This window comes from Cryobacterium soli (assembly GCF_003611035.1).
Lineage (GTDB): Bacteria > Actinomycetota > Actinomycetes > Actinomycetales > Microbacteriaceae > Cryobacterium > Cryobacterium soli.
The window spans coordinates 2,193,245-2,211,612 of sequence record NZ_CP030033.1; the positions used below are offsets into that span (position 1 = coordinate 2,193,245).

Here is an 18,368-nt window from a genome sequence, read left to right on the forward strand (position 1 = left end):
GGACGGTGGATATGATCGGCTAATACCCCATCTTGCACGCCGTAAGGAACCCGAATGGTCGGCATCGACGAGGTCGCCCGCCGCGCGGGCGTCTCCACAGCCACGGTTTCGCGCGCCCTGAGCGGCAACGGTCACGTCTCCCCGGCCACCCGGTTGAAGGTCAAGGCCGCCGCGCTCGAGCTGGGGTACGTGGTGTCCTCCAATGCGTCGAGCCTGGCGTCTGGCCGCATGAAGAACATCGGCGTCGTCGTCCCGTTCCTCAACCGCTGGTTCTTCTCCAGCGTGGTCGAGGGAGCCCAGAAGGCCCTGCTGCACAACGGCTACGACCTCACCCTCTACAACCTCACCGGCGGTGGCGACGAACGCCGCAGCGTGTTCGAGCACTTCCTGCTGCGCCAGCGAGTGGATGCCGTCATCGCGATCTCCCTCGAACTCACCGAGAGCGAGGTGGCCCGTCTGCACGCCCTGGGCAAGCCGCTGGTGGGCGTGGGCGGTCCGATCTCCGGGGTGCGCACCCTCACGATCGACGACGTGGCCGTGGCCAGGCTCGCGACCGAGCACCTGCTGGCGCTGGGCCACACCCGCATCGCCCACATCGGTGGGAACAAAGACTTCGACCTCGACTTCCACCTGCCCACGAACCGGCGCTTCGGCTACGAGGCCGCCCTGAACGGCGCGGGGATCGGGCTGTCCGCCGAGCTGTTCCAGCCGGCCGACTTCACCATCCGCGGCGGCTATCAGGCCGCCAAGCAGCTGCTCGGCAGCCCGCACGACCGGCCCACGGCGATCTTCGCGGCCTCCGACGAGATGGCCATCGGCAGCATCCTGGCCGCCCGCGACCTGGGCCTGGTGGTGCCGCGGGACGTCTCGGTGATCGGCATCGACGACCACGAGTTGGCGGACTTCTTCGGCCTGAGCACGATCGCCCAGTTCCCGCAGGGCCAGGGCGCCAAGGCCGTGGAGATCCTGATGGATCAGCTGCACCCTGGCCAGCACGACCAGGCGGCGTTGAACACCCCCATGCCGTTCGAGCTCATCGTGCGTTCGAGCACGGCCCGACCCGGCGGCTGAGTGGGAGCGCCGCCGGAGCGGGCAGCATCGGGCCCTTCTCGGTAACATGGCTCCCATGGCAGATTCAACGTTCGACATCGTCAGCAAGGTCGACCCCATGGAGGTCGACAACGCGCTCAACCAGGCTCACAAAGAGGTGGCTCAGCGCTACGACTTCAAGAACGTGGGCGCATCCATCGAGATGAGCGGCGAGAAGGTGCTCATGAAGGCCAACACCGAGGAGCGCGTCAAGGCGATCCTCGAGGTGTTCGAGTCGAAGTTGATCAAGCGCGGCATCTCACTGCGCAGCCTCGACGCCGGCGAGCCGTACGCGTCGGGCAAGGAGTACCGCATCGAGGCCAGCATGAAGGCCGGCATCGACCAGGAGAACGCGAAGAAGATCAACAAGATCATCCGCGACGAGGGGCCCAAGGGCGTCAAGAGCCAGATCCAGGGCGACGAGCTGCGGGTCTCCTCGAAGAGCCGCGACGACCTGCAGTCCACGATGGCCCTGCTCAAGGGCAAGGACCTCGACGTGGCCCTCCAGTTCGTCAACTTCCGCTAGCCCCTCCCCTCGCTAACCGTGAGATTAGCCCCAGAATCTCGCGTTTTCTGGGGCGCGGCTCACAGTTAGCGGATGGTTAGGGCGCGTAGGCGCGCAGCCACCGGGTGAGCGCCGAGTACGCCGCCGCCCGGGGTGCCTCAGCCGAGAGAACGACGTCGTGCAGGGCGCCCTCGATGCGCGCCACAGTGACCGAGGACCCCAGCCGCACCGCTGCCCTGGCGATGTCGTCGACCACCAGCACGCTGTCGGTCAGCCTCATCTGATCGCTCCACCTCGGCAGGATCGTCGACCGCGCCGAGAGCAGCGTGAGAATCGGCACGTCGATGCCCAACCCGCCCGCCACGGCTGCCTGGCCCTCGAGCACCGCGTTCAGCCAGGCGCGATGCGCCGGGAAGCCGCGCATCGGCCGCCAGAGCTTGTTATAGCTCCACTCGCCGCCGGTGTCGGCCGATACCGACCGAGTGTAGAAGCCCAGGTCCACCTGCGGCAGGGTGCCCAGCGGCTGCACCCGGGCGCCCAGCTGCACGAGAGGCGCGATGAAAGCGCGACCTGCACCGCCGGTCTGCAACTCGAGCCACGGACTGTTCAAGACCAGGGCATGCGCCCGGCCGGGGTGCCGGGCCGCCCACAGGCTCAACGTGAGGCCGCCGGTGGAATGGCCCATCAGCACGAGGCGGCGGCGGGACGGCCGCTCGGCATTCTCCCCGTGGCCCATCGCGGTGAGGGCTGCATCGATGTCGGCGTCATAGGTGGCCAGATTGGCCACGAAGCCGGGGGTCTGGTGGTCGCGCAGGCTGCGCCCGTACTTGCGCAGGTCAAGGGCATAGAAACGGGCGCCCACCCGGTGCCAATGTTCGGCGAGGCCGGTCTGGAAGAAGTAGTCCGACCATCCGTGCACGTACAGCACATCGACGCCGTGCGCCGGGGCGAACGGCGAGACGAGGTCCGTCGGCGGCGGGCGGTGCCGTACCAGCGTGGCGACCACATCGCCCTCGCCGTCGCTGCCGAGCGGCAGCGTGGCCTGCTGGAAGCGCTCCCCCAGCAGATCCTCCTGCCACACGAGCTCCCCCATACCCCCACCCTAGAACGCGAACTGTGAGCCAAGCCCCGAAAACTCGCGTTTGGGGCTCAACGCACAGTTCGCTGAGGTGCGGAGCGAGAGATGGGGCTAGAGCTCGGCGGGCACCTGGGCCCGGGAGATCTCGACCATCTCGTGACGGGGAACCACCTTGACGCGCACACGGCCCTGCTCGGCGCCGAGCGCGAGCTCGTGCTGGTCGAGGCGGTGCCAGCCGTCGAGGTCGGTGTACGCCACGCCACGCTCGTCGAGCAGCTCGAGGATGCTCTCCTCGGAGGGCGACTCGGGCCGCCACCAGTTGCCGACATCGTTGATCAGGTGCCGCACGGTCTCCATGGCGTCCGACTTGGTGTGCCCGATCAGGCCCACCGGTCCACGCTTGATCCAGCCGGTGGCGTAGACGCCGTACATCTGCTGGCTGGCGGTGCTGGACTCGAAGCCCGGCTCGCCCTTCCAGAGCACCTGGCCCTCGCGGTTGGGGATCACGCCGCGCTTCTTGTCGAACGGGATGCCCGGCAGCGAGGAGCCGTAGTAGCCGACGGCCCGGTAGATGGCCTGGATCGGCAGCTCGCGGATCTCTCCGGTGCCCACGACGCCGCCCTGGCCATCCGGGGCGGTGCGCTCGTACTTGAAGCCACCGACGTGGCCGTTGCCGTCGTCGGTGACCTCCACCGGGCGGGCGAAGAAGTGCAGGTGCAGCCGACGTGAGGCGCTCCCCGTCTCGCGCTTGCGCCACTGGTTGAGCACCTTGTCGATCACGAAGACCTGCTTGTTGCTGGCCACGGCCGCGCGGGCCGCATCGTCGTAGTCGAAGTCCTCGTCGTGCACGATGATGTCCACGTCGTTCAGCTCGCCGAGTTCGCGCAGTTCCAGCGGGGTGAACTTCACCGAGGTGGGGCCGCGGCGGCCGAACACGTGCACGTCGGTGACCGGTGAGGCCTTGAGACCCTCGTAGACGTTCGCCGGGATCTCGGTGGGCAGCAGGTCGTCGGCGTGCTTGGCGAGGATGCGGGAGACGTCGAGGGCGACGTTGCCGTTGCCGATCACGGCGACCGAGGTGGCCTCGAGCGGCCAGGTGCGGGGCACGTCGGGGTGGCCGTCGAACCAGCTCACGAACCGGGCGGCGCCGTAGGATCCTTCGAGCTCGATACCCGGAATGGCCAGGTCGGCGTCGTGCACGGCGCCGGTGGCGAAGATGACCGCGTTGTAGTGCTTCTTGAGGTCGTCCAGGGTGATGTCGGTGCCGTAGCGCACGTTGCCGAACAGGCGGATGTCGCCGCGGTCGAGCACGTCGCGGAGCGCCGTGATGATGCCCTTGATGCGGGGGTGGTCGGGCGCGACGCCGTAGCGCACGAGCCCGTACGGGGCCGGCAGGTGGTCGAACAGGTCGATGGAGACATCGAAATTCCGCTCGGCCTTCAGGAGGATGTCTGCGGCGTAGATGCCGGCGGGGCCCGCACCGACTATGGCCAATCGCAACTTGGTCATGGGAGCCTTTCTAGCTGGATCGCTCGACGATGGTCTCGGCGAAACGGGTGAGCGCCTTCTTGACCGAGCCGTGCGGCAGGGGCTTGAGGGCGTCGACGGCATCACGGGCCCAACCGTGGGCCTCCGCGAGGGTCTGGGTGGTCACATCGTGTTCCCGCAGGGCGGTGATGGCGGAGTCGGCGGCCTCGGTGGCGGCGCCCTTGCTGTTCATCACATCGGCTTCGAGGCGGGCGACGAGGTCGGCGGCACGGGCATCCGTTGCCGCGCGTTCGCGCAAGCGCAGCAGCGGCAGCGTGGCGACGCCGGCGCGCAGGTCGGTGCCGGGCACCTTGCCGGTCTCCTGCGGCTGCGGCGACAGGTCGAGGACGTCGTCGATGAGCTGGAAGGCCACACCGATCCGCTCGCCGAACAGCACAACGGGCTCTTCGAACTCGGATGGTGCGTTGGAGAAGATGATGCCGGACTGGGCGGCGGCGGCGATGAGCGACCCGGTCTTGTCGGCGAGCACCTGGATGTAGTGGTCGATCGGGTCCTGGTCGTCTGCGGGGCCCACGGTCTCGTGCAGCTGGCCGAGCACCAGACGTTCGAAGGTGTCGCCCTGCAGGCGCACGGCGCGGTCGCCGAGCCGGCCCATCAGCTGGTTGGCGCGGGAGAAGAGCAGGTCACCGGCCAGGATGGCGATGGAGTTTCCCCAGACCACCTGCGCGCTGGGCACGCCGCGGCGCTTGTCGGCGTCGTCCATGACGTCGTCGTGGTACAGCGAGGCCAGGTGGGTGATCTCGATCGCGGTGGCGGCGCGGATGACGTCGGGCACTGTGCCCTCGCCCAGGTGCGCGGTGAGCAGGGCGAGCATCGGGCGCACACGCTTGCCGCCGGCGTTCAGCAGGTAGCGGCTGGTGACGTTGGCGATCTCGTCGGCGAACACGAGTTCGCCGAGCAGGCTCGTCGTCACGTCGTCGAGTCCGGTCTCGATGCTGGCGGCGAGGCCACGGTCGGCGGCCGTGGAGAAGATCCGATCGCTCAGGCCCAGCTGCGACGTTACCGACGGGCTCCGGCGGGCCACGGGGGCGGTCAATTTCACTCTGTCAGCCTAACGATCGGATCTGGGAGTTTCAGGAGGTTGGGGACGCTGCAGCGGCCGTCTTGATTCCGCGGTGCAGAGCCACGATACCGAGACTGAGGTTGCGGTACGCGACGGCATCGTATCCAGCATCGCGCAGCCAGGCGCTGAGGGTGGGCTGGTCGGGCCAGGCGGCGATCGATTCACCCAGGTAGTCGTACGCCTCGGCGTTGGAAGAGGCCAGCTTGACGATGCGGGGCATCACGTGGTTGAGGTAGGCGAAGTAGCCCACCCGGATCGGCGTGAACGGCGGGGTGGAGAACTCGCAGATGACCACGCGGCCGCCGGGCTTGGTGACGCGGTAGAACTCGGCGATGGCCTTCTTAGGCTCCACGACGTTGCGCAGGCCGAAGGAGATGGTGACGGCGTCGAACTCGCCGTCCGCGAACGGCAGGGCCGTCGCATCCGCCTGCACGAACTCGACGTTGGGGTTGCCGGCGTGACGCTCACGGCCCACCTTGATCATGCCCTCGGAGAAATCGGCGGCCACGACGTGCGCGCCCGTGTGCGACAGGGCAACGCTCGAGGTGCCGGTTCCGGCGGCGATGTCGAGGATGCGCTCGCCACGCTTCGGGTTCACGGCCCGGGTGGTCGCGACACGCCACAGCGAGGCGTTGCCCACGGAGAGCAGCGCGTTCGTGCGGTCATAGTGTGTCGAGACCAGATCGAACATGGCGGCGACCTGCGCTGGCTGCTTATTAAGATCTGCTCTACTCACCGGTCCAGTCTAGATTGCGGCGCCTGGGATACGGCGCGGCCGGGTGCCCGCGGGCGCAGGCGTAGGGTAGACGAGTGAATGCGCCTGCTCTAACGGTTGAAACGTCCCCGATTGCCGACATTCGCCAATTGATCCTCCTGCTCGATCAGCGCACCCCGCTGCTGTGGATGCGCCGCAACCAGGGTCTCGCCGGCCTCGGCACGGCTCTGCGGCTTGAGTTCTCCGGTCCCACCCGCATGCAGGATGCCGCGGCGGCCTGGCGCGATGTCGTCGCGGCGGCCACCGTGACCGACCCGTTGGCGCGCACCGGCACGGGCCTGCTCGCGTTCGGCACCTTCGCGTTCGATGACTCCTCCAGCCAGACCAGCGTGCTGATCGTGCCCGAGGTGGTCGTGGGCCGTGAGGACGGCCAGTGCTGGGTCACCCGCATCTGGCCCACCGGGCAGGCCGCCCCCGAGATCCCGCTGGCCCTGCAGCCGTTGGGCGATGAGTACCGCATCTCCCTGCTGCCCGGCGCGCTGACCCCGGCCGGCTACCGCGAGGCCGTGGCCGCCGCCGTCACCCACATCGGCGACCGGGACCTGAGCAAGGTGGTGCTGGCCCGCGACCTCGTCGGCCACCTGCCGGCCGAGTCTGACCTGCGCCGCCTACTGACCGAGCTCGCCCTGGGCTACCCGGACTGCTGGACCTACGCCGTCGACGGCCTCGTCGGCTCGAGCCCGGAGACCCTGATCCGCGCCGACCACAACGAGGTGAACGCCCGGGTGCTCGCCGGCACGATCTCCCGCGGGGCGGATGCCGCGGCGGACCTCGAGGCCGCCCTCACCCTGGCCACCTCCAGCAAGGACGGCGACGAACACGAGTTCGCCGTGCAGAGTGTGCTGGCCGCGCTCCGCCCACACACCTCGGTACTCACCACGAGCGAGATCCCGTTCACGGTGAAGCTGCCCAACCTCTGGCATCTGGCCACCGACGTCGAGGGCACCCTGAGCGACGGGTCCACCTCGCTCGACCTCATTGCGGCGATGCACCCGACCGCCGCGGTGGCCGGCACCCCGACGCAGGACGCGCTCGCGCTCATCCGCGAGTTGGAACCCTTCGACCGCGGCCGCTACGCGGGCCCGGTGGGCTGGGTGGGCGCCGACGGCGACGGCGAGTGGGCCATCGCGCTGCGCTGCGCGCAGGTCACCCCGACCGGGGACGTCACCGCGTACGCCGGCTGCGGCATCGTGTTGGACTCCGACCCCGACCGCGAGCTGGCGGAGACCAAGATGAAGTTCCGCCCCGTGGTGGAGGCGTTCGGCTAGAGCCGGTTCGCACCGCGCGGTCTCGTGCAACGCGACCTCGCACGCCGGTAAGTGTTCCCGCTCCGGACAAATGGGCCCGGTGCGCGGTATTTGTCAACCTGTTTGAGACAGGTTGGGTTTGGGTTTTTGGCGGGGGTCGTTGATGCATACCCGGCCCGGTAGGGCCGGGGGCTTGGGGTGTTGGGCGTAGCGTTCCGGATGCGTTCTGAATGCGGTGTTGAGGACCTGGCTTCGGCGACGGGTCACTCGGTCGGTGCGGCCGTAGTGAACGTCGTTGGGGGTGTTCCAGGCGATGCCGGAGTGGCGGTGGTTCTGGTTGTATTCGTGGAAGAACCAGCCGAAGTAGGCGCGGGCGTCATCGGTCGTGGCGAAGATCTCGGGGAATGCGAGATCGTATTTCGCGGTCTTAAATAACGCTTCGCTGTAGGGGTTATCGTTGGAGACTTTGGGCCGTGAGAAGGACTTATCGACGCCGAGTTTCTCCAGCAGCAAGGACACCGGTGTGCTCACCATCGCCGCACCGTTATCCGAGTGCAGATAGTTCGGCGCGACGCCGTGGTTCGCGGTGACCGCTTCTTGGATCAGTTCTTCGGCGAGGTCACCATCCTCGTAGGCCTCCAGCCGCCAGCCCACGACGCGGCGGGAGTAGATGTCCATGATCACGTAGAGGTGGAAGTAGCGGCCCCGGATCGTGGTCTTGAGCTTGGTGATGTCCCAGGACCACACCTGTGACGGGGCGGTCGCGACCAGCTCGGGGATCTTCTTCGGCGACCCCTCAGCCTGCCGGCGGCGCTCGTGGACCTGCCCGGCCGCGCGGGCGACGCGGTACCAGGAAGACTTCGACGCCAGGTAAACACCCGCATCCCAGGCCCGGTAAAACGCTTGGCAGATCGAGAAGCCCTCATACTCAGGGGTGTTGATCAGCGCCAGGATCTGCGCGCTCTCCGCAGTGGAGAGCGTGGCTGGCTGGTGCCGGTCCTTCTGCGGGATCGGCGCGGCCAGGCGGGCGCGGGGGCTGCGGTGCCGATAGAACGATGCCCGCGAGTAGCCGACCAACGCGCAGGCCCGCACCACCGGCATCCCCACAGCAGTCAGGTCGACGACTGTTTCGAACGCTACTCGGTGGGTTTCGGCTTCCGAAACGCGGCCGGGATCGCTGGCTCGTCCGGCAGCGGCGGGGTGCGGATTTGTGAGCTCTTGGCCAGCGCGGACAAGAGCTCTGAGGCTTTTCCCAACACCTCCACCGCGCTCTCGGACTGCTCCAACTGGGCTTTGAGGATCGCGTTTTCCTTCTGCAGCCGCAGAAATTCGATCCGCTCCTGTTTCGTCAACACGTACTTAGTCTGCCGCTGTTCCGTCTCGACCAGCAGGCCCTGCCGCTTCTCCTGACTCCACCGCGACAGCGACCTAACGTCGATCCCGACTCGGCGACAGAACGCGGACTTCGCGCCGACCTCCGCGCCCGTCGACGCGTACTGCTCCCACTGCGCAAGAATCGCGAGGCGCTCAGCAGACGTGAAATGATGCTTCCGAGTAAGCCGGGTTTGGACTTCTGACATTTCCATTTGGATGTCCTCTTCCCCGCCCTCTGCCGGCCCGTGATGAAACGATGATTTGTCTCACCACAGGCTGACACTCAGGGTGCGCCGGGTGCATTTGTCCGCTTGGGCACCAGTTAGCGGCGGACGACGCATCCCGGCTGGGTGCGCCGTGTCGGTTAGCCCGGCAGGTTGTTGATCTGGTCCACGAACGAGATCACGATGATCACGTCGATCACGATGTTGGTGACAACCGCGAGGATCGACAGGATGAGGGCGGTGAGGCCGAGTTCCGGCCGGTTCGAGCGCCGCTTGGCCAGGAGCCCCAGAACGACGCCGATGACACCGAGGATCAGGCCCAGCACCGGCAGCCATCCGCCGAGGAACGCCACGATACCGGCGACCATGGCCCAGCGGGAGAGCTGATCGGCCCGCGGATGCACCGGAAAGGCCGGCGAGGCGAGAGTGGCCCTGGTGGGAGACTTGCCGGTCATGCTGCACTCCTCGATGCCTGTCCGCCACGACGTGGCGCAACGAAGCAACGGTACCAAACCCGCTGCGGCTGCGGGCGGTGCCGGTTCGCCCTCTGACCTGCTGACCCGCTGACCACAACTGTGTCCGTTCCGGGCAACAGGTGCGAGCGGTCAGCCGGCCAGGTGCGCTCGCCAACCTCCGGTAGCCGTGATGTCGGCGGCGCCAGCGGTGGCGATCGGCTCGCAGAGGAACCCCTCCACCTGGTTGCCGTCGGCCAGGTCCACTCGCCCGATGACCATGGGCTGCGGCAGCGCCGCAACAAACCGTCCGAAGGATGCCGCGTCCAGCGCCCAGAGTTCCACCTCGATCGGCGCCCCCTCGCCCTCGGCCACGCGCACCAGGCCGGGCTTGGGCGGCACGGTGTCGAGGGCGAAGAGGCGGTAGTCGGCGGAGGTCGTCGTGGTGACGAGCAGCCGGCCGTCTACCGAGGTGAGCTGGTGGTTGAGCGGCTGGCCGGAGAGGTGCGCACCGGCAACGGCCAGCACGATCTCGTGCGGCAAGGCTCCGGCCGCCGCAACGGGCTGCTCGGTACCGGTCGGCGCCGCGGCAGCCTGCCCGGTCGCACCTGCAGCCACGATGCGGCGCGCAAGCTGCACCAGTCGGGCATCAGTGAAGGCCGGGCCCACCAGCTGCACGCCGAAGTGAGTCTGGCCGACCATGCCGCCGGGCACCGCGATCGCGGCCAGGTCGAGCAGGTTGGCGAAGTTGGTGAACCGGCCCAGCCGGCTGTTCACGGTGATGGGCTCCGCGGCCACCTCGGCCAGGGTCGGGTGTTCCACCGTGGTCGGCAGGAGCAGCGCGTCGATGGTCGAGAAGGCCTGCCGGCTCAGCACCCGGTCAACGTCGAGGGCCTCCAGGTCGCTGAAGAGCCGGTGCGCGGGCACGTCGCGGGCACCGGACACGATCGCGCCCACGACGGGATCGACCTCGTCGGGGTGCGCGTCGACGAAGGCGCCGACGGCCGCGTATCGCTCGGCCACGAAAGCGCCCTCGTAGAGCATCCGGGCCGTGCGGAGGAACGGCTCGATGTCGACCTCGACGAGCTCAGCACCGCCGGCGCGCAGCCCGGCGACGACGACGTCGAACGCCTCGCCCCAGCCGGGGGCGAGCTGGCCGAGCTGGCCGGGCCTTGGTACGCCGATGCGCACTCCCGGACCCGCGCCGGCAGCGCCCCGGGCGACCTCAGCGTTGGGTCGCCCTGCCGATCCCCCGGCATTGCCGCCGACAGGGGCCACCCGCGACAGCGGGTCGCGCTCGTCGTATCCGGCCATCACGCCGGCCACAGTCTCGGCCAGGTCGATGTCGGCGGCGAGCACCGTGACGCAGTCCAGCGACCGGCAGGCCGGCACGACGCCGGCCGTCGAGACCAGTCCGCGGGTCGGTTTGATGCCCACGAGGCCGTGGAACGCCGCCGGCACCCGGCCGGAACCGGCCGTATCGGTGCCCAGGGCGAAGTCGACCAGGCCAAGCGCCACGGCCACGGCGGAGCCACTGCTGGAGCCACCCGAGATGTACTCGGGCCTGAACGCGTGCCGCACGGCTCCGTAGGGGCTGCGGGTGCCGACCAGGCCGGTGGCGAACTGGTCGAGGTTGGTGGCGCCCAGGCACACGGCCCCGGCGGCGCGGAGCCGGGCGACCGCCGTCGCATCCGTCTGGGCGAGTTCGCCGAAGGCCGGGCAGGCCGCGGTGGTGACGAGGCCCTGGATGTCGATATTGCCCTTGGCCGCGAAGAGCAGCCCGGCCAGCGGCAGGTCGGCGCCGCCCAGCAGCCGGCGCTCCACCTCGGCGGCCTCGGCGTGAACCTCGGCCTCCGGCCGCAGCTCGATCCACACCTCGGGCCGGTCGACGTCCGCGATACGGGCATAGGCGCGGGAGACGGCATCCGTCACGCTCAAGCCCACATTCTCCGCCGCACTCATGCCGCCTCCTCCCGCTCCACGATCACCAGGACCGAGCCGGGCGCGACGCTGTCGCCGGCGGCCGCGAGCATGCGCACCACCCGACCGTCGAAGGGCGCCACCACGTGCGCCTCCATCTTCATGGCCTCGAGCGAGACGAGGGTTTGCCCGGCGGCGACACTGTCGCCCACGGCCACGTCGAGGCGGAACACGCTCGCGGTGAAGGGCGCCTCGACGCCCTCACAGCCGGGTGGCACCACGACGGCGGCGGCCGAAACCACCGGGGCAAGGGCCGCTGCGTCGTCTCGGTCGAACTCGCCCGACTCCTCCCAGGCATGCCGCTCGGCAGCGAACGCCTCGCCCTGCTGCGCACGGAACTCGGCGATCGACTCGGCGTTCTCGGCGAGGAAGGCCTCGTACTCCTTCATCGAGAACTCGCCCTCCTCGATGCGGATGGGCAGCCGGCCGGCCTTCATCTCAGCGCGCATCTCGAGCAGGTCCTCCGGCAGCACCGGGTACCAGCTGATGCGGTCGAAGAACTTGAGCAGCCACGGCACCCCCTCGGCGAACGGGCCGCGCTGCGCGTGGGTCGACCAGATCGGCACGGTGCGCCCCACGAACTGATAGCCGCCAGGGCCCTCCATGCCGTAGATGCAGAGGTAGGCGCCTCCGATGCCCACCGCGTTCTGCGGCGTCCAGGTGCGAGCAGGGTTGTACTTCGTGGTCACCAGGCGGTGCCGCGGGTCCAGCGGCGTGGCCACGGGCGCGCCCAGGTACACGTCGCCGAGGCCCAGCACCAGGTATTCGGCCTCGTAGACCGTGCGCATCACGTCGTCCACCGAGGCGACGCCGTTGATGCGGCGGATGAACTCGATGTTCCACGGGCACCACGGGGCGTCGTCGCGCACCCCGGAGATGTAGCGTTCGATGGCCTCCCGCGTGGCGGGGTCGTCCCACGACAGCGGCAGCGACACGGTCCGGCTGGGCACGGTGAGCTCGCTCGTGGCGGGCAGGCCCGCTTCGACGGCGGCCACGATGTCGAGCAGCTCGGGCAGCGGCAGCAGGTCGGGGTCCACGTGCACCTGCAGCGAACGGATGCCGGGGGTCAGGTCGATGATGCCGGGCAGCTCACCGTCGTCCCAGCGCTGCTGCAGCACGGCGGCGAGCGCGTGCACCCGCATCCGCGAGGCCAGGTCGAGCACCATCTCGCCGTATTCCACGAGCAGGTTGGCGTCGCCACTGCGGCGGAAGGTCATGGCCGGGCTGGTCGTGGTGGCCGGCCGGCTGCGCAGGATGCCGCCGTCCACGGTGGGCGCGCGGCCGGCGGTGACCGCCAGGGTGGGGTCCAGCCGCAGGGCGTGCGCCTGCCGGTCGTCCACGGGCACGAACTCCACGGTGTCGCCCGGGCGCAGCTGGCCGAGCTTCCAGAGCTGACCGCTGGGCACGGTGGCCGGGCAGGTGAACCCGCCCAGGCTCGGACCGTCCGGGCCGAGCAGGATCGGCAGGTCGCCGGTGTAGTCCACGGCGCCCACGGCGTACGGGGTGTCGTGGATGTTCGACGGGTGCAGTCCGGCCTCGCCGCCGTCGTTCCTCGCCCATTCCGGTTTCGGGCCGACCAGCCGCACACCGGTGCGGGCGGAGTTGAAGTGCACGGCCCAGCGGGTGCCGTGGAACACCGCGATGTCGGCCTCGGTGAAGAACTCCGGGGCGGCGTGGGGGCCTTCGAGGGCCGCGATGCGCCACTCGGAGGTGAACACGGGGCGTTCACGCGCGGGTACCTCCCGGGGCGCGGCCACGGGCATCCGCGCGGCGAGCGCGATGATGTCGCCGGTGCGGAGGGCCCGGCCGGCCGCGCCGCCCATCTCACCGAGGTCGAAGGTGGCGGCGCTGCCGAGCACCAGCGGCACGTCGAGGCCGCCGGCCACGAGCAGGTAGCTGCGCATGCCGGTGCGGGGCGTGCCCACGGCCAGCGTCGCCCCGGCCGGCACGGCCACGGGGGTCCACTGCGGCTGGTCGACACCGTCGACGGTGAGCGGGGTGGGTGCTCCGGTGAGCATCACGGTCGCGGCGGTGTGGAAGCGCAGGGTCGGCCCCTGCATCGTGATCTCCAGGCCCGCCTCCCCCTCGGCGTTGCCGAGTGCGGTATTGCCGAGCCGGAAGGACAGGTCGTCCATGGGCCCCGACGGCGGGATGCCGACGGCCCAGTAACCGGTGCGGCCGGGCCAGTCCTGGATGGTGCAGAGCAGGCCGGACTTCACGACCTCGAACCGGGGGCTGGTGTTCCGGATGCCCGCGAGGGTGTCGGTGGAGTGGGTGGCGGCGCGCACCGTGGGGTCGGCGGCGATCGACCGGAGCAGCCCCAGGTTGGTGGCGACGCCGTCCACGCGCACGTCGGCGAGGGTGTCGGCGAGGGCCTGCCAGGCGGCCTCGCGGGTGGAGCCGTGGGTGATCACCTTGCTCAGCAGCGGGTCGTAGTGGGTGCTCACCTCGGCGCCGGCTTCGAGCCAGCTGTCGATGCGGGCGTCGTTCTCGCTGCCGACCGGATGCACCACCCGGGTGACGGTGCCGGCGCTGGGCAGGTTGCCGAGATCGGTGTTTTCGGCGTAGACCCTGGCCTCCACCGCGAAGCCGCTCGCGACCAACGGTGTCTGCACCACGGCTGTGTCGCCGAGGGCCAGGCGCAGCATCCACTCGACCAGGTCGATGCCGTAGACGGCCTCGGTGACCGGGTGTTCCACCTGCAGGCGGGTGTTCACTTCGAGGAACGCGGCCTCCTGCCGCACCGGGTCGTAGATGTACTCCACGGTTCCGGCCGACCGGTAGTCCACGGAGGCGCAGAGCCGGCGGGCGGCGTCGGCGATGCTCTCGCGTACGTGGTCGGGCAGGTCGGGCGCCGGGGCCTCCTCGGCCACCTTCTGGTTGCGCCGCTGCAGGCTGCAGTCGCGGTCGCCGATGCTCACGACGCTGCCGAGCCCGTCGCCGAAGACCTGCACCTCCACGTGCCGGGCGCCCACGACGAGCCGTTCGAGGAAGACGCCCGAGGAGGAGAAGCTGGCCCCGGCGATGCGGGTGACGTTCTCCCATGAGCCGGCGAGTTCGGTGGCATCGTGGCAGGCCTGCATGCCGATGCCGCCGCCGCCGGCAGTGGCCTTGAGCATCACCGGGTAGCCGATGGTCTCGGCCTGCTCGAGCGCGTGCTCGAGGCTGTCGAGCAGGCCGGTGCCGGCCAGCAGCGGCACCCCGGCGGCCGTGGCGGCGTCGCGGGCGGTGTGCTTGGTGCCGAACAGGTCAAGCTGCTCCGGGGTGGGGCCCACGAAGACGATGCCGGCGGCCTGGCAGGCGCGGGCGAAGTCGGCGTTCTCGGAGAGGAACCCGTAGCCGGGGTGGATGGCGCCGGCGCCGTGTTCGAGGGCGGCGGCGATGATCAGGTCGCCGCGCAGGTAGCTCTCCGCGGCGGGCGACGGGCCGAGCAGCACGGCCACGTCGGCCTGGTGCACGTGCAGGGCGCCCCGGTCGGCCTCGGAGTAGACGGCCACGGTCTTCAGCCCCATGGCGCGGGCGGTGCGGATGATGCGCACCGCGATCTCGCCGCGGTTGGCGATCAGGACGGTGTCGAACGCAGCAGTACCGGCCGTCATGTCTCCCGAGACGGCGCTCATGCGGGTACCCCCGCGCTGATGATCATCTCGGCCCGGCTCGGGTTGAAGCCGTTGCACGGGTTGTTGATCTGCGGGCAGTTGGAGACCAGCACCAGGGTGTCCACCTCGGCGCGCAGCGACACCGACAGGCCGGGTGCGGAGATGCCGTCGACGATGCCGAGCGCGCCGTCCGGGTCGACGGGCACGTTCATGAACCAGTTGATGTTGGAGACCAGGTCTCGTTTGCCCAGCCCCCGGCGGGAGCCCTCGGCGAGGAAGTTCTCCACGCAGGCATGCTGGGCGAAGGTGTGCAGGCCGTAGCGGAGGGTGTTCGACTCTTTCGAGCAGGCGCCGCCGAGGGTGTCGTGCCGGCCGCAGTCATCCGCGATGATCGTGAGCAGCGCGGTCGATTCGTTGTCGCGCAGCACGCTGCCCACGGTCAGGTACACGCTGTCCTGCTCCTGCAGGGTGGCCTGGGCACTGTAGGCCCGGTCGGTGTCGTCGGCGGCGTAGGCGAGGAAGTCCACGGCCTGGTTGCCGTCGAGGTCGACGATGGTGAGCACCTGACCGGCCGTGATCACGGCCGACCAGGGCGCGCGGGCTGCGACGATTTCGCGGGAGATCTCGGCGCCGAAATCGACGGCGGATGCGACGGATGCGGTGGCGATGGTCATTTCAGTCCCCTTGCGGCGAGGTAGTCGGCGGTGTTCACGAAGGCACGGCGGCCCTCGGGGCTGGCGGTCCACAGCGGGTCGTCCGGCGTCGTGGGCGCATCCGCCCAGGCGAGCACCTCGAGCGGCGTCGAGACGAACTCGGTGCGGTCGTCGAGCGGATGCGCCGTGTTGGCGATGAGCACGATCACGGGCATCTCGGTGCGGAGTGTCACACTGGCTCCGGCCCCGGCGCTGCCGGTGAAGCCGGGGTGGCCGTCGGCGTCGACCGTGACGCCCTGGAAGTACGAGACGCTCGGCGGCAGGTCCCGGCGGGTGAGGCCGTTCTTCGCCGCCGCCAGGGCGAACAGTTCGCGGCCGGCCGGCGTGGGCCCCTGGGCGGAGCCGTCGCCGTACCTGGCGGTGTTACGCGCCGCTGTGCTGGTGCCGAAGAGCGTGTCGTGCCTGCCGGAGGCATCGGCCACCGCGCTGTCAGCCACAACACTGTCGGCCACCAACGTGGCGAGCACCCGCCCCTGGTCGGAGAGCAGCAGCTGGCCCGGCGCCGTGTAGACCTGCCACTGCACCTTGACGGTGTCGGCCACGTTGAGGCGTTCGAAGGGCTGGTCGGCGTTGTAGAGCAGCACGTGTGCGCAGGCGTCGCCGGCGAGGTCGGTCAGCCGCAGTGTGGTGCCGCGGGCGAGCACCTTCTGGGCGTACCCGCCGCCGGCGACGGTCTCGGCCCAGACCAGACGGTGCGCGTCCAGCCCTGCAGGCGGCGCCGGCCAGGCCGTGGCCGGGCGCACCGGAGAAGCCTGAACGACGGTGCCCTCCTGCGCCCTGGCGTGTGCCCGGGCCCCCGAGGTCGTGGAGGTGGTGGACGATGACGCTGCTACTGCAGGCACGGTATCTGCTGGCACGGTGGCTACTCCCTGTCCGTCGACCACGGTTTTCGATCAACTGATAGAAACTAAACCGCGGCGCGGTGTCGCCGCCGTGTCTCCCGTATTAAGAGCGTGTTACGGGCCTATCCGACCGGCGCACCCTCTTACCCGCGCGATGGACTCCGGCCCCGGGCATGCGCCGACTGAGTTAACACGATCGTTGCAATCCAGAAAGACCGCCGTGACAGTCAGCGGGCTGAATTGCATTATCGATCGGTTGACCGAAAGTCTCCCGGCGTTACCTGCTCGCCCCACAGGTTGACCGACTGGGCGGCCAGCACCAGCCATTCGCACCCAGCCGCAGCGCCTAGTCAGGAGAAACCATGATCGTCATCGGGGTGGGCATCAGTGTCCTCATCGTTCTCATCGTCGGAATCGTCGTCGCCCGGAAGGTCGACGGCGACAGCGCCAACTATCTCGTCGCCGGGCGCAGCCTCGGCGTCCCCCTCGTGGCGGTGTCGCTGATGGCCGCGGCCGTCGACAGCAACGCCACCGTCGGCAACACCGACCTCACCTCCGGCTACGGTTTCTGGGCCGGCGCCTCGTTGGCCATCGGTCTGGCGGTCTGCCTGCTCATCTCCGGCCTCTTCCTGGCCAAGCCGATGAACAAGCTCAAGCTCTACACGCTCGCCGACTTCTTCCGCCGCCGCTACGGCCGGGTTGTCGAGGCGGGCTCGTCGGTCATCATGATCTTCTCGTTCACCATCCTGCTGGCCGGCAACCTCGTGGCCGTCGGCTTCCTGCTCGAACGCTTCGCCGGCATCGACTACGTCTGGGGCATCATCCTGTCGGTGTCGCTGGTGCTCGCCTACACGCTCGCCGGCGGGCTGTTCTCGGATGCCTACACCGCGGCCATCCAGACCGTCATCACCGTCGTGGCCTCCATCGCCCTGCTCGGCTGGGTCGTCATCAACTTCGGCATCATCGTTCCGGCCGGCATGGGTCCGTTCGACCTCGGCCAGCTCACCGACCCCGCCCAGGGCGCCCCGATCAACTGGGCCACCCTCATCTCGCTGGGCATCGGCGACCTTGTCGCCATCGACTTCATGCAGCGCATCTTCGCCGCGAAGTCGCCCGAGGTTGCCCAGAAGTCCTGCTTCTACGCCGCAGGCGGCACCTTCGTGATCGGCATCATCTACGCCCTCGTCGCCCTCACCACCACCGCGGCGCTCGGACTGTCCACCGCCGACGGGCCCATCCTCTACACGCTGCTCGGTGACTACGCGCCGCCGCTGCTGGCCGTGCTGGTGCTCTCGGGCATCGTCGCCGCCTCGTTCTCCACCGCAGCCGGCGCCATCCTGGCCACGTCCGCCATCGCGGTGCGCAACACCTTCGGTGTGCGCCGCATCGTCTCCGGCGGTGGCGACCCTCTGCTGCGCTGGACCCGCGTGGCGATGGTGCCCATCGTCGTGATCGGCGTGCTGCTGGCGATCCGGGTCAGCCAGACCGGCATCCTGCTCACCTTCGCGTTCGACCTGATGCTGGCCTGCCTGGCCGCACCGCTCGTGCTGGGCCTGTTCTGGAAGCGCCCCGGCGCCAGCGCCGTGATCGTCGGCGCGCTGCTCGGCTTCACCGTGCGCATCACCCTGCTGGCGCTCACGCCCACCATGTACGGCGTGCCGAACGACCTGTTCTACATCCCGAACACCGTCATCACGGCCGACCTCGACGGCTGGACCACCATGATCTCCGCCGCGGTGGGCATCGGCTCGTTCGTGCTCGTGGCGCTGCTGCACCCGCGCACGCTGCGCGAGCAGGAGCAGGAGCTGCAGGTCGAAGAGGAGCTCTCCCAGGAGCAGGCTGCCCTCCTCGAGCCCGTCGCCTGACCCCATCCGCTTCC

15 protein-coding genes are annotated in these 18,368 nt (G+C 69.5%); 4 read left to right on the forward strand and 11 right to left on the reverse strand.

Annotated elements, in window-relative coordinates; all coding sequences use genetic code 11:
• Window positions 1–54: 54 nt before the first annotated feature.
• Together DOE79_RS10005 and DOE79_RS10010 are read left to right on the forward strand one after the other, a co-directional pair.
• Window positions 55–1,071 (forward strand): LacI family DNA-binding transcriptional regulator, encoded by a 1,017-nt coding sequence (locus tag DOE79_RS10005; RefSeq protein ID WP_120338373.1) that lies wholly within the window; start codon window positions 55–57, stop codon window positions 1,069–1,071.
• 55 nt (window positions 1,072–1,126) lie between these two features.
• Window positions 1,127–1,615 carry a YajQ family cyclic di-GMP-binding protein gene (locus DOE79_RS10010; RefSeq protein ID WP_066598753.1) on the forward strand — a complete coding sequence of 163 codons (489 nt, stop codon included), beginning with the start codon at window positions 1,127–1,129 and terminating at the stop codon, window positions 1,613–1,615.
• Window positions 1,616–1,691: 76 nt separating this feature from the next.
• On the opposite strand, the gene DOE79_RS10015 is transcribed toward DOE79_RS10010, so the two are convergent.
• The 4 genes from DOE79_RS10015 to DOE79_RS10030 all read right to left on the reverse strand — a co-directional run bounded on the left by DOE79_RS10015 (window position 1,692) and on the right by DOE79_RS10030 (window position 6,019).
• Complete coding sequence (locus tag DOE79_RS10015) at window positions 1,692–2,687, reverse strand: alpha/beta hydrolase (protein WP_120338374.1); 996 nt, start codon at window positions 2,685–2,687, stop codon at window positions 1,692–1,694.
• Between the two features lie 96 nt (window positions 2,688–2,783).
• A complete protein-coding gene (locus DOE79_RS10020; protein ID WP_120338375.1) occupies window positions 2,784–4,181 on the reverse strand; it encodes an FAD-dependent oxidoreductase in 1,398 nt (465 codons plus the stop codon).
• Between the two features lie 10 nt (window positions 4,182–4,191).
• Window positions 4,192–5,262, reverse strand: coding sequence for a polyprenyl synthetase family protein (locus DOE79_RS10025; protein WP_120338376.1), 1,071 nt, complete (start codon window positions 5,260–5,262; stop codon window positions 4,192–4,194).
• A 31-nt stretch (window positions 5,263–5,293) separates the two neighbouring features.
• Complete coding sequence (locus tag DOE79_RS10030) at window positions 5,294–6,019, reverse strand: class I SAM-dependent methyltransferase (protein ID WP_236900791.1); 726 nt, start codon at window positions 6,017–6,019, stop codon at window positions 5,294–5,296.
• A 128-nt stretch (window positions 6,020–6,147) separates the two neighbouring features.
• On the opposite strand from DOE79_RS10030, the gene DOE79_RS10035 reads away from it, so the two are divergent.
• Window positions 6,148–7,326, forward strand: a complete 1,179-nt coding sequence (locus DOE79_RS10035; RefSeq protein WP_245976880.1) for an isochorismate synthase — start codon at window positions 6,148–6,150, stop codon at window positions 7,324–7,326.
• 93 nt (window positions 7,327–7,419) lie between these two features.
• On the opposite strand, the gene DOE79_RS10040 is transcribed toward DOE79_RS10035, so the two are convergent.
• The 7 genes from DOE79_RS10040 to DOE79_RS10070 form a co-directional block, all read right to left on the reverse strand.
• Entirely contained in the window at window positions 7,420–8,406 is a 987-nt protein-coding gene (locus tag DOE79_RS10040; protein ID WP_120337736.1) for a DDE-type integrase/transposase/recombinase, read from the reverse strand.
• 35 nt (window positions 8,407–8,441) lie between these two features.
• The gene (locus DOE79_RS10045; RefSeq protein WP_120337737.1) at window positions 8,442–8,891 is read right to left on the reverse strand and encodes a hypothetical protein; all 450 of its coding nucleotides are present in this window, start codon (window positions 8,889–8,891) and stop codon (window positions 8,442–8,444) included.
• Window positions 8,892–9,043: 152 nt separating this feature from the next.
• On the reverse strand, window positions 9,044–9,358 hold the full coding sequence (locus tag DOE79_RS10050) for a hypothetical protein (RefSeq protein WP_120338377.1): 315 nt from the start codon (window positions 9,356–9,358) through the stop codon (window positions 9,044–9,046).
• Window positions 9,359–9,508: 150 nt separating this feature from the next.
• Window positions 9,509–11,317 (reverse strand): allophanate hydrolase, encoded by a 1,809-nt coding sequence (atzF, locus tag DOE79_RS10055; protein WP_120338378.1) that lies wholly within the window; start codon window positions 11,315–11,317, stop codon window positions 9,509–9,511.
• Window positions 11,314–14,955, reverse strand: coding sequence for an urea carboxylase (uca, locus tag DOE79_RS10060; protein WP_245976881.1), 3,642 nt, complete (start codon window positions 14,953–14,955; stop codon window positions 11,314–11,316). Before uca ends, atzF begins: the two co-directional genes overlap by 4 nt.
• Complete coding sequence (locus DOE79_RS10065) at window positions 14,952–15,608, reverse strand: urea amidolyase associated protein UAAP2 (protein ID WP_120338379.1); 657 nt, start codon at window positions 15,606–15,608, stop codon at window positions 14,952–14,954. The genes uca and DOE79_RS10065 overlap by 4 nt, the downstream gene beginning before the upstream one ends.
• On the reverse strand, window positions 15,605–16,489 hold the full coding sequence (locus tag DOE79_RS10070; RefSeq protein ID WP_120340268.1) for an urea amidolyase associated protein UAAP1: 885 nt from the start codon (window positions 16,487–16,489) through the stop codon (window positions 15,605–15,607). The genes DOE79_RS10065 and DOE79_RS10070 overlap by 4 nt, the downstream gene beginning before the upstream one ends.
• A gap of 362 nt (window positions 16,490–16,851) precedes the next feature.
• Between DOE79_RS10070 and DOE79_RS10075 the strand changes: the two genes are divergently transcribed.
• The gene (locus DOE79_RS10075; protein WP_120338380.1) at window positions 16,852–18,354 is read left to right on the forward strand and encodes a high affinity choline transporter 1; all 1,503 of its coding nucleotides are present in this window, start codon (window positions 16,852–16,854) and stop codon (window positions 18,352–18,354) included.
• Window positions 18,355–18,368 lie beyond the last annotated feature (14 nt).

Bases quoted from the DNA above. Each gene is read 5' to 3' on its own strand.
- DOE79_RS10005 (WP_120338373.1), top strand. From the start codon at position 55: ATGGTCGGCATCGACGAGGTCGCCCGCCGCGCGGGCGTCTCCACAGCC.
- DOE79_RS10010 (WP_066598753.1), top strand. From the start codon at position 1,127: ATGGCAGATTCAACGTTCGACATCGTCAGCAAGGTCGACCCCATGGAG.
- DOE79_RS10015 (WP_120338374.1), bottom strand. From the start codon at position 2,687: ATGGGGGAGCTCGTGTGGCAGGAGGATCTGCTGGGGGAGCGCTTCCAG.
- DOE79_RS10020 (WP_120338375.1), bottom strand. From the start codon at position 4,181: ATGACCAAGTTGCGATTGGCCATAGTCGGTGCGGGCCCCGCCGGCATC.
- DOE79_RS10040 (WP_120337736.1), bottom strand. From the start codon at position 8,406: ATGCCGGTGGTGCGGGCCTGCGCGTTGGTCGGCTACTCGCGGGCATCG.
- DOE79_RS10045 (WP_120337737.1), bottom strand. From the start codon at position 8,891: ATGGAAATGTCAGAAGTCCAAACCCGGCTTACTCGGAAGCATCATTTC.
- DOE79_RS10050 (WP_120338377.1), bottom strand. From the start codon at position 9,358: ATGACCGGCAAGTCTCCCACCAGGGCCACTCTCGCCTCGCCGGCCTTT.
- atzF (WP_120338378.1), bottom strand. From the start codon at position 11,317: ATGAGTGCGGCGGAGAATGTGGGCTTGAGCGTGACGGATGCCGTCTCC.
- uca (WP_245976881.1), bottom strand. From the start codon at position 14,955: ATGAGCGCCGTCTCGGGAGACATGACGGCCGGTACTGCTGCGTTCGAC.
- DOE79_RS10065 (WP_120338379.1), bottom strand. From the start codon at position 15,608: ATGACCATCGCCACCGCATCCGTCGCATCCGCCGTCGATTTCGGCGCC.
- DOE79_RS10075 (WP_120338380.1), top strand. From the start codon at position 16,852: ATGATCGTCATCGGGGTGGGCATCAGTGTCCTCATCGTTCTCATCGTC.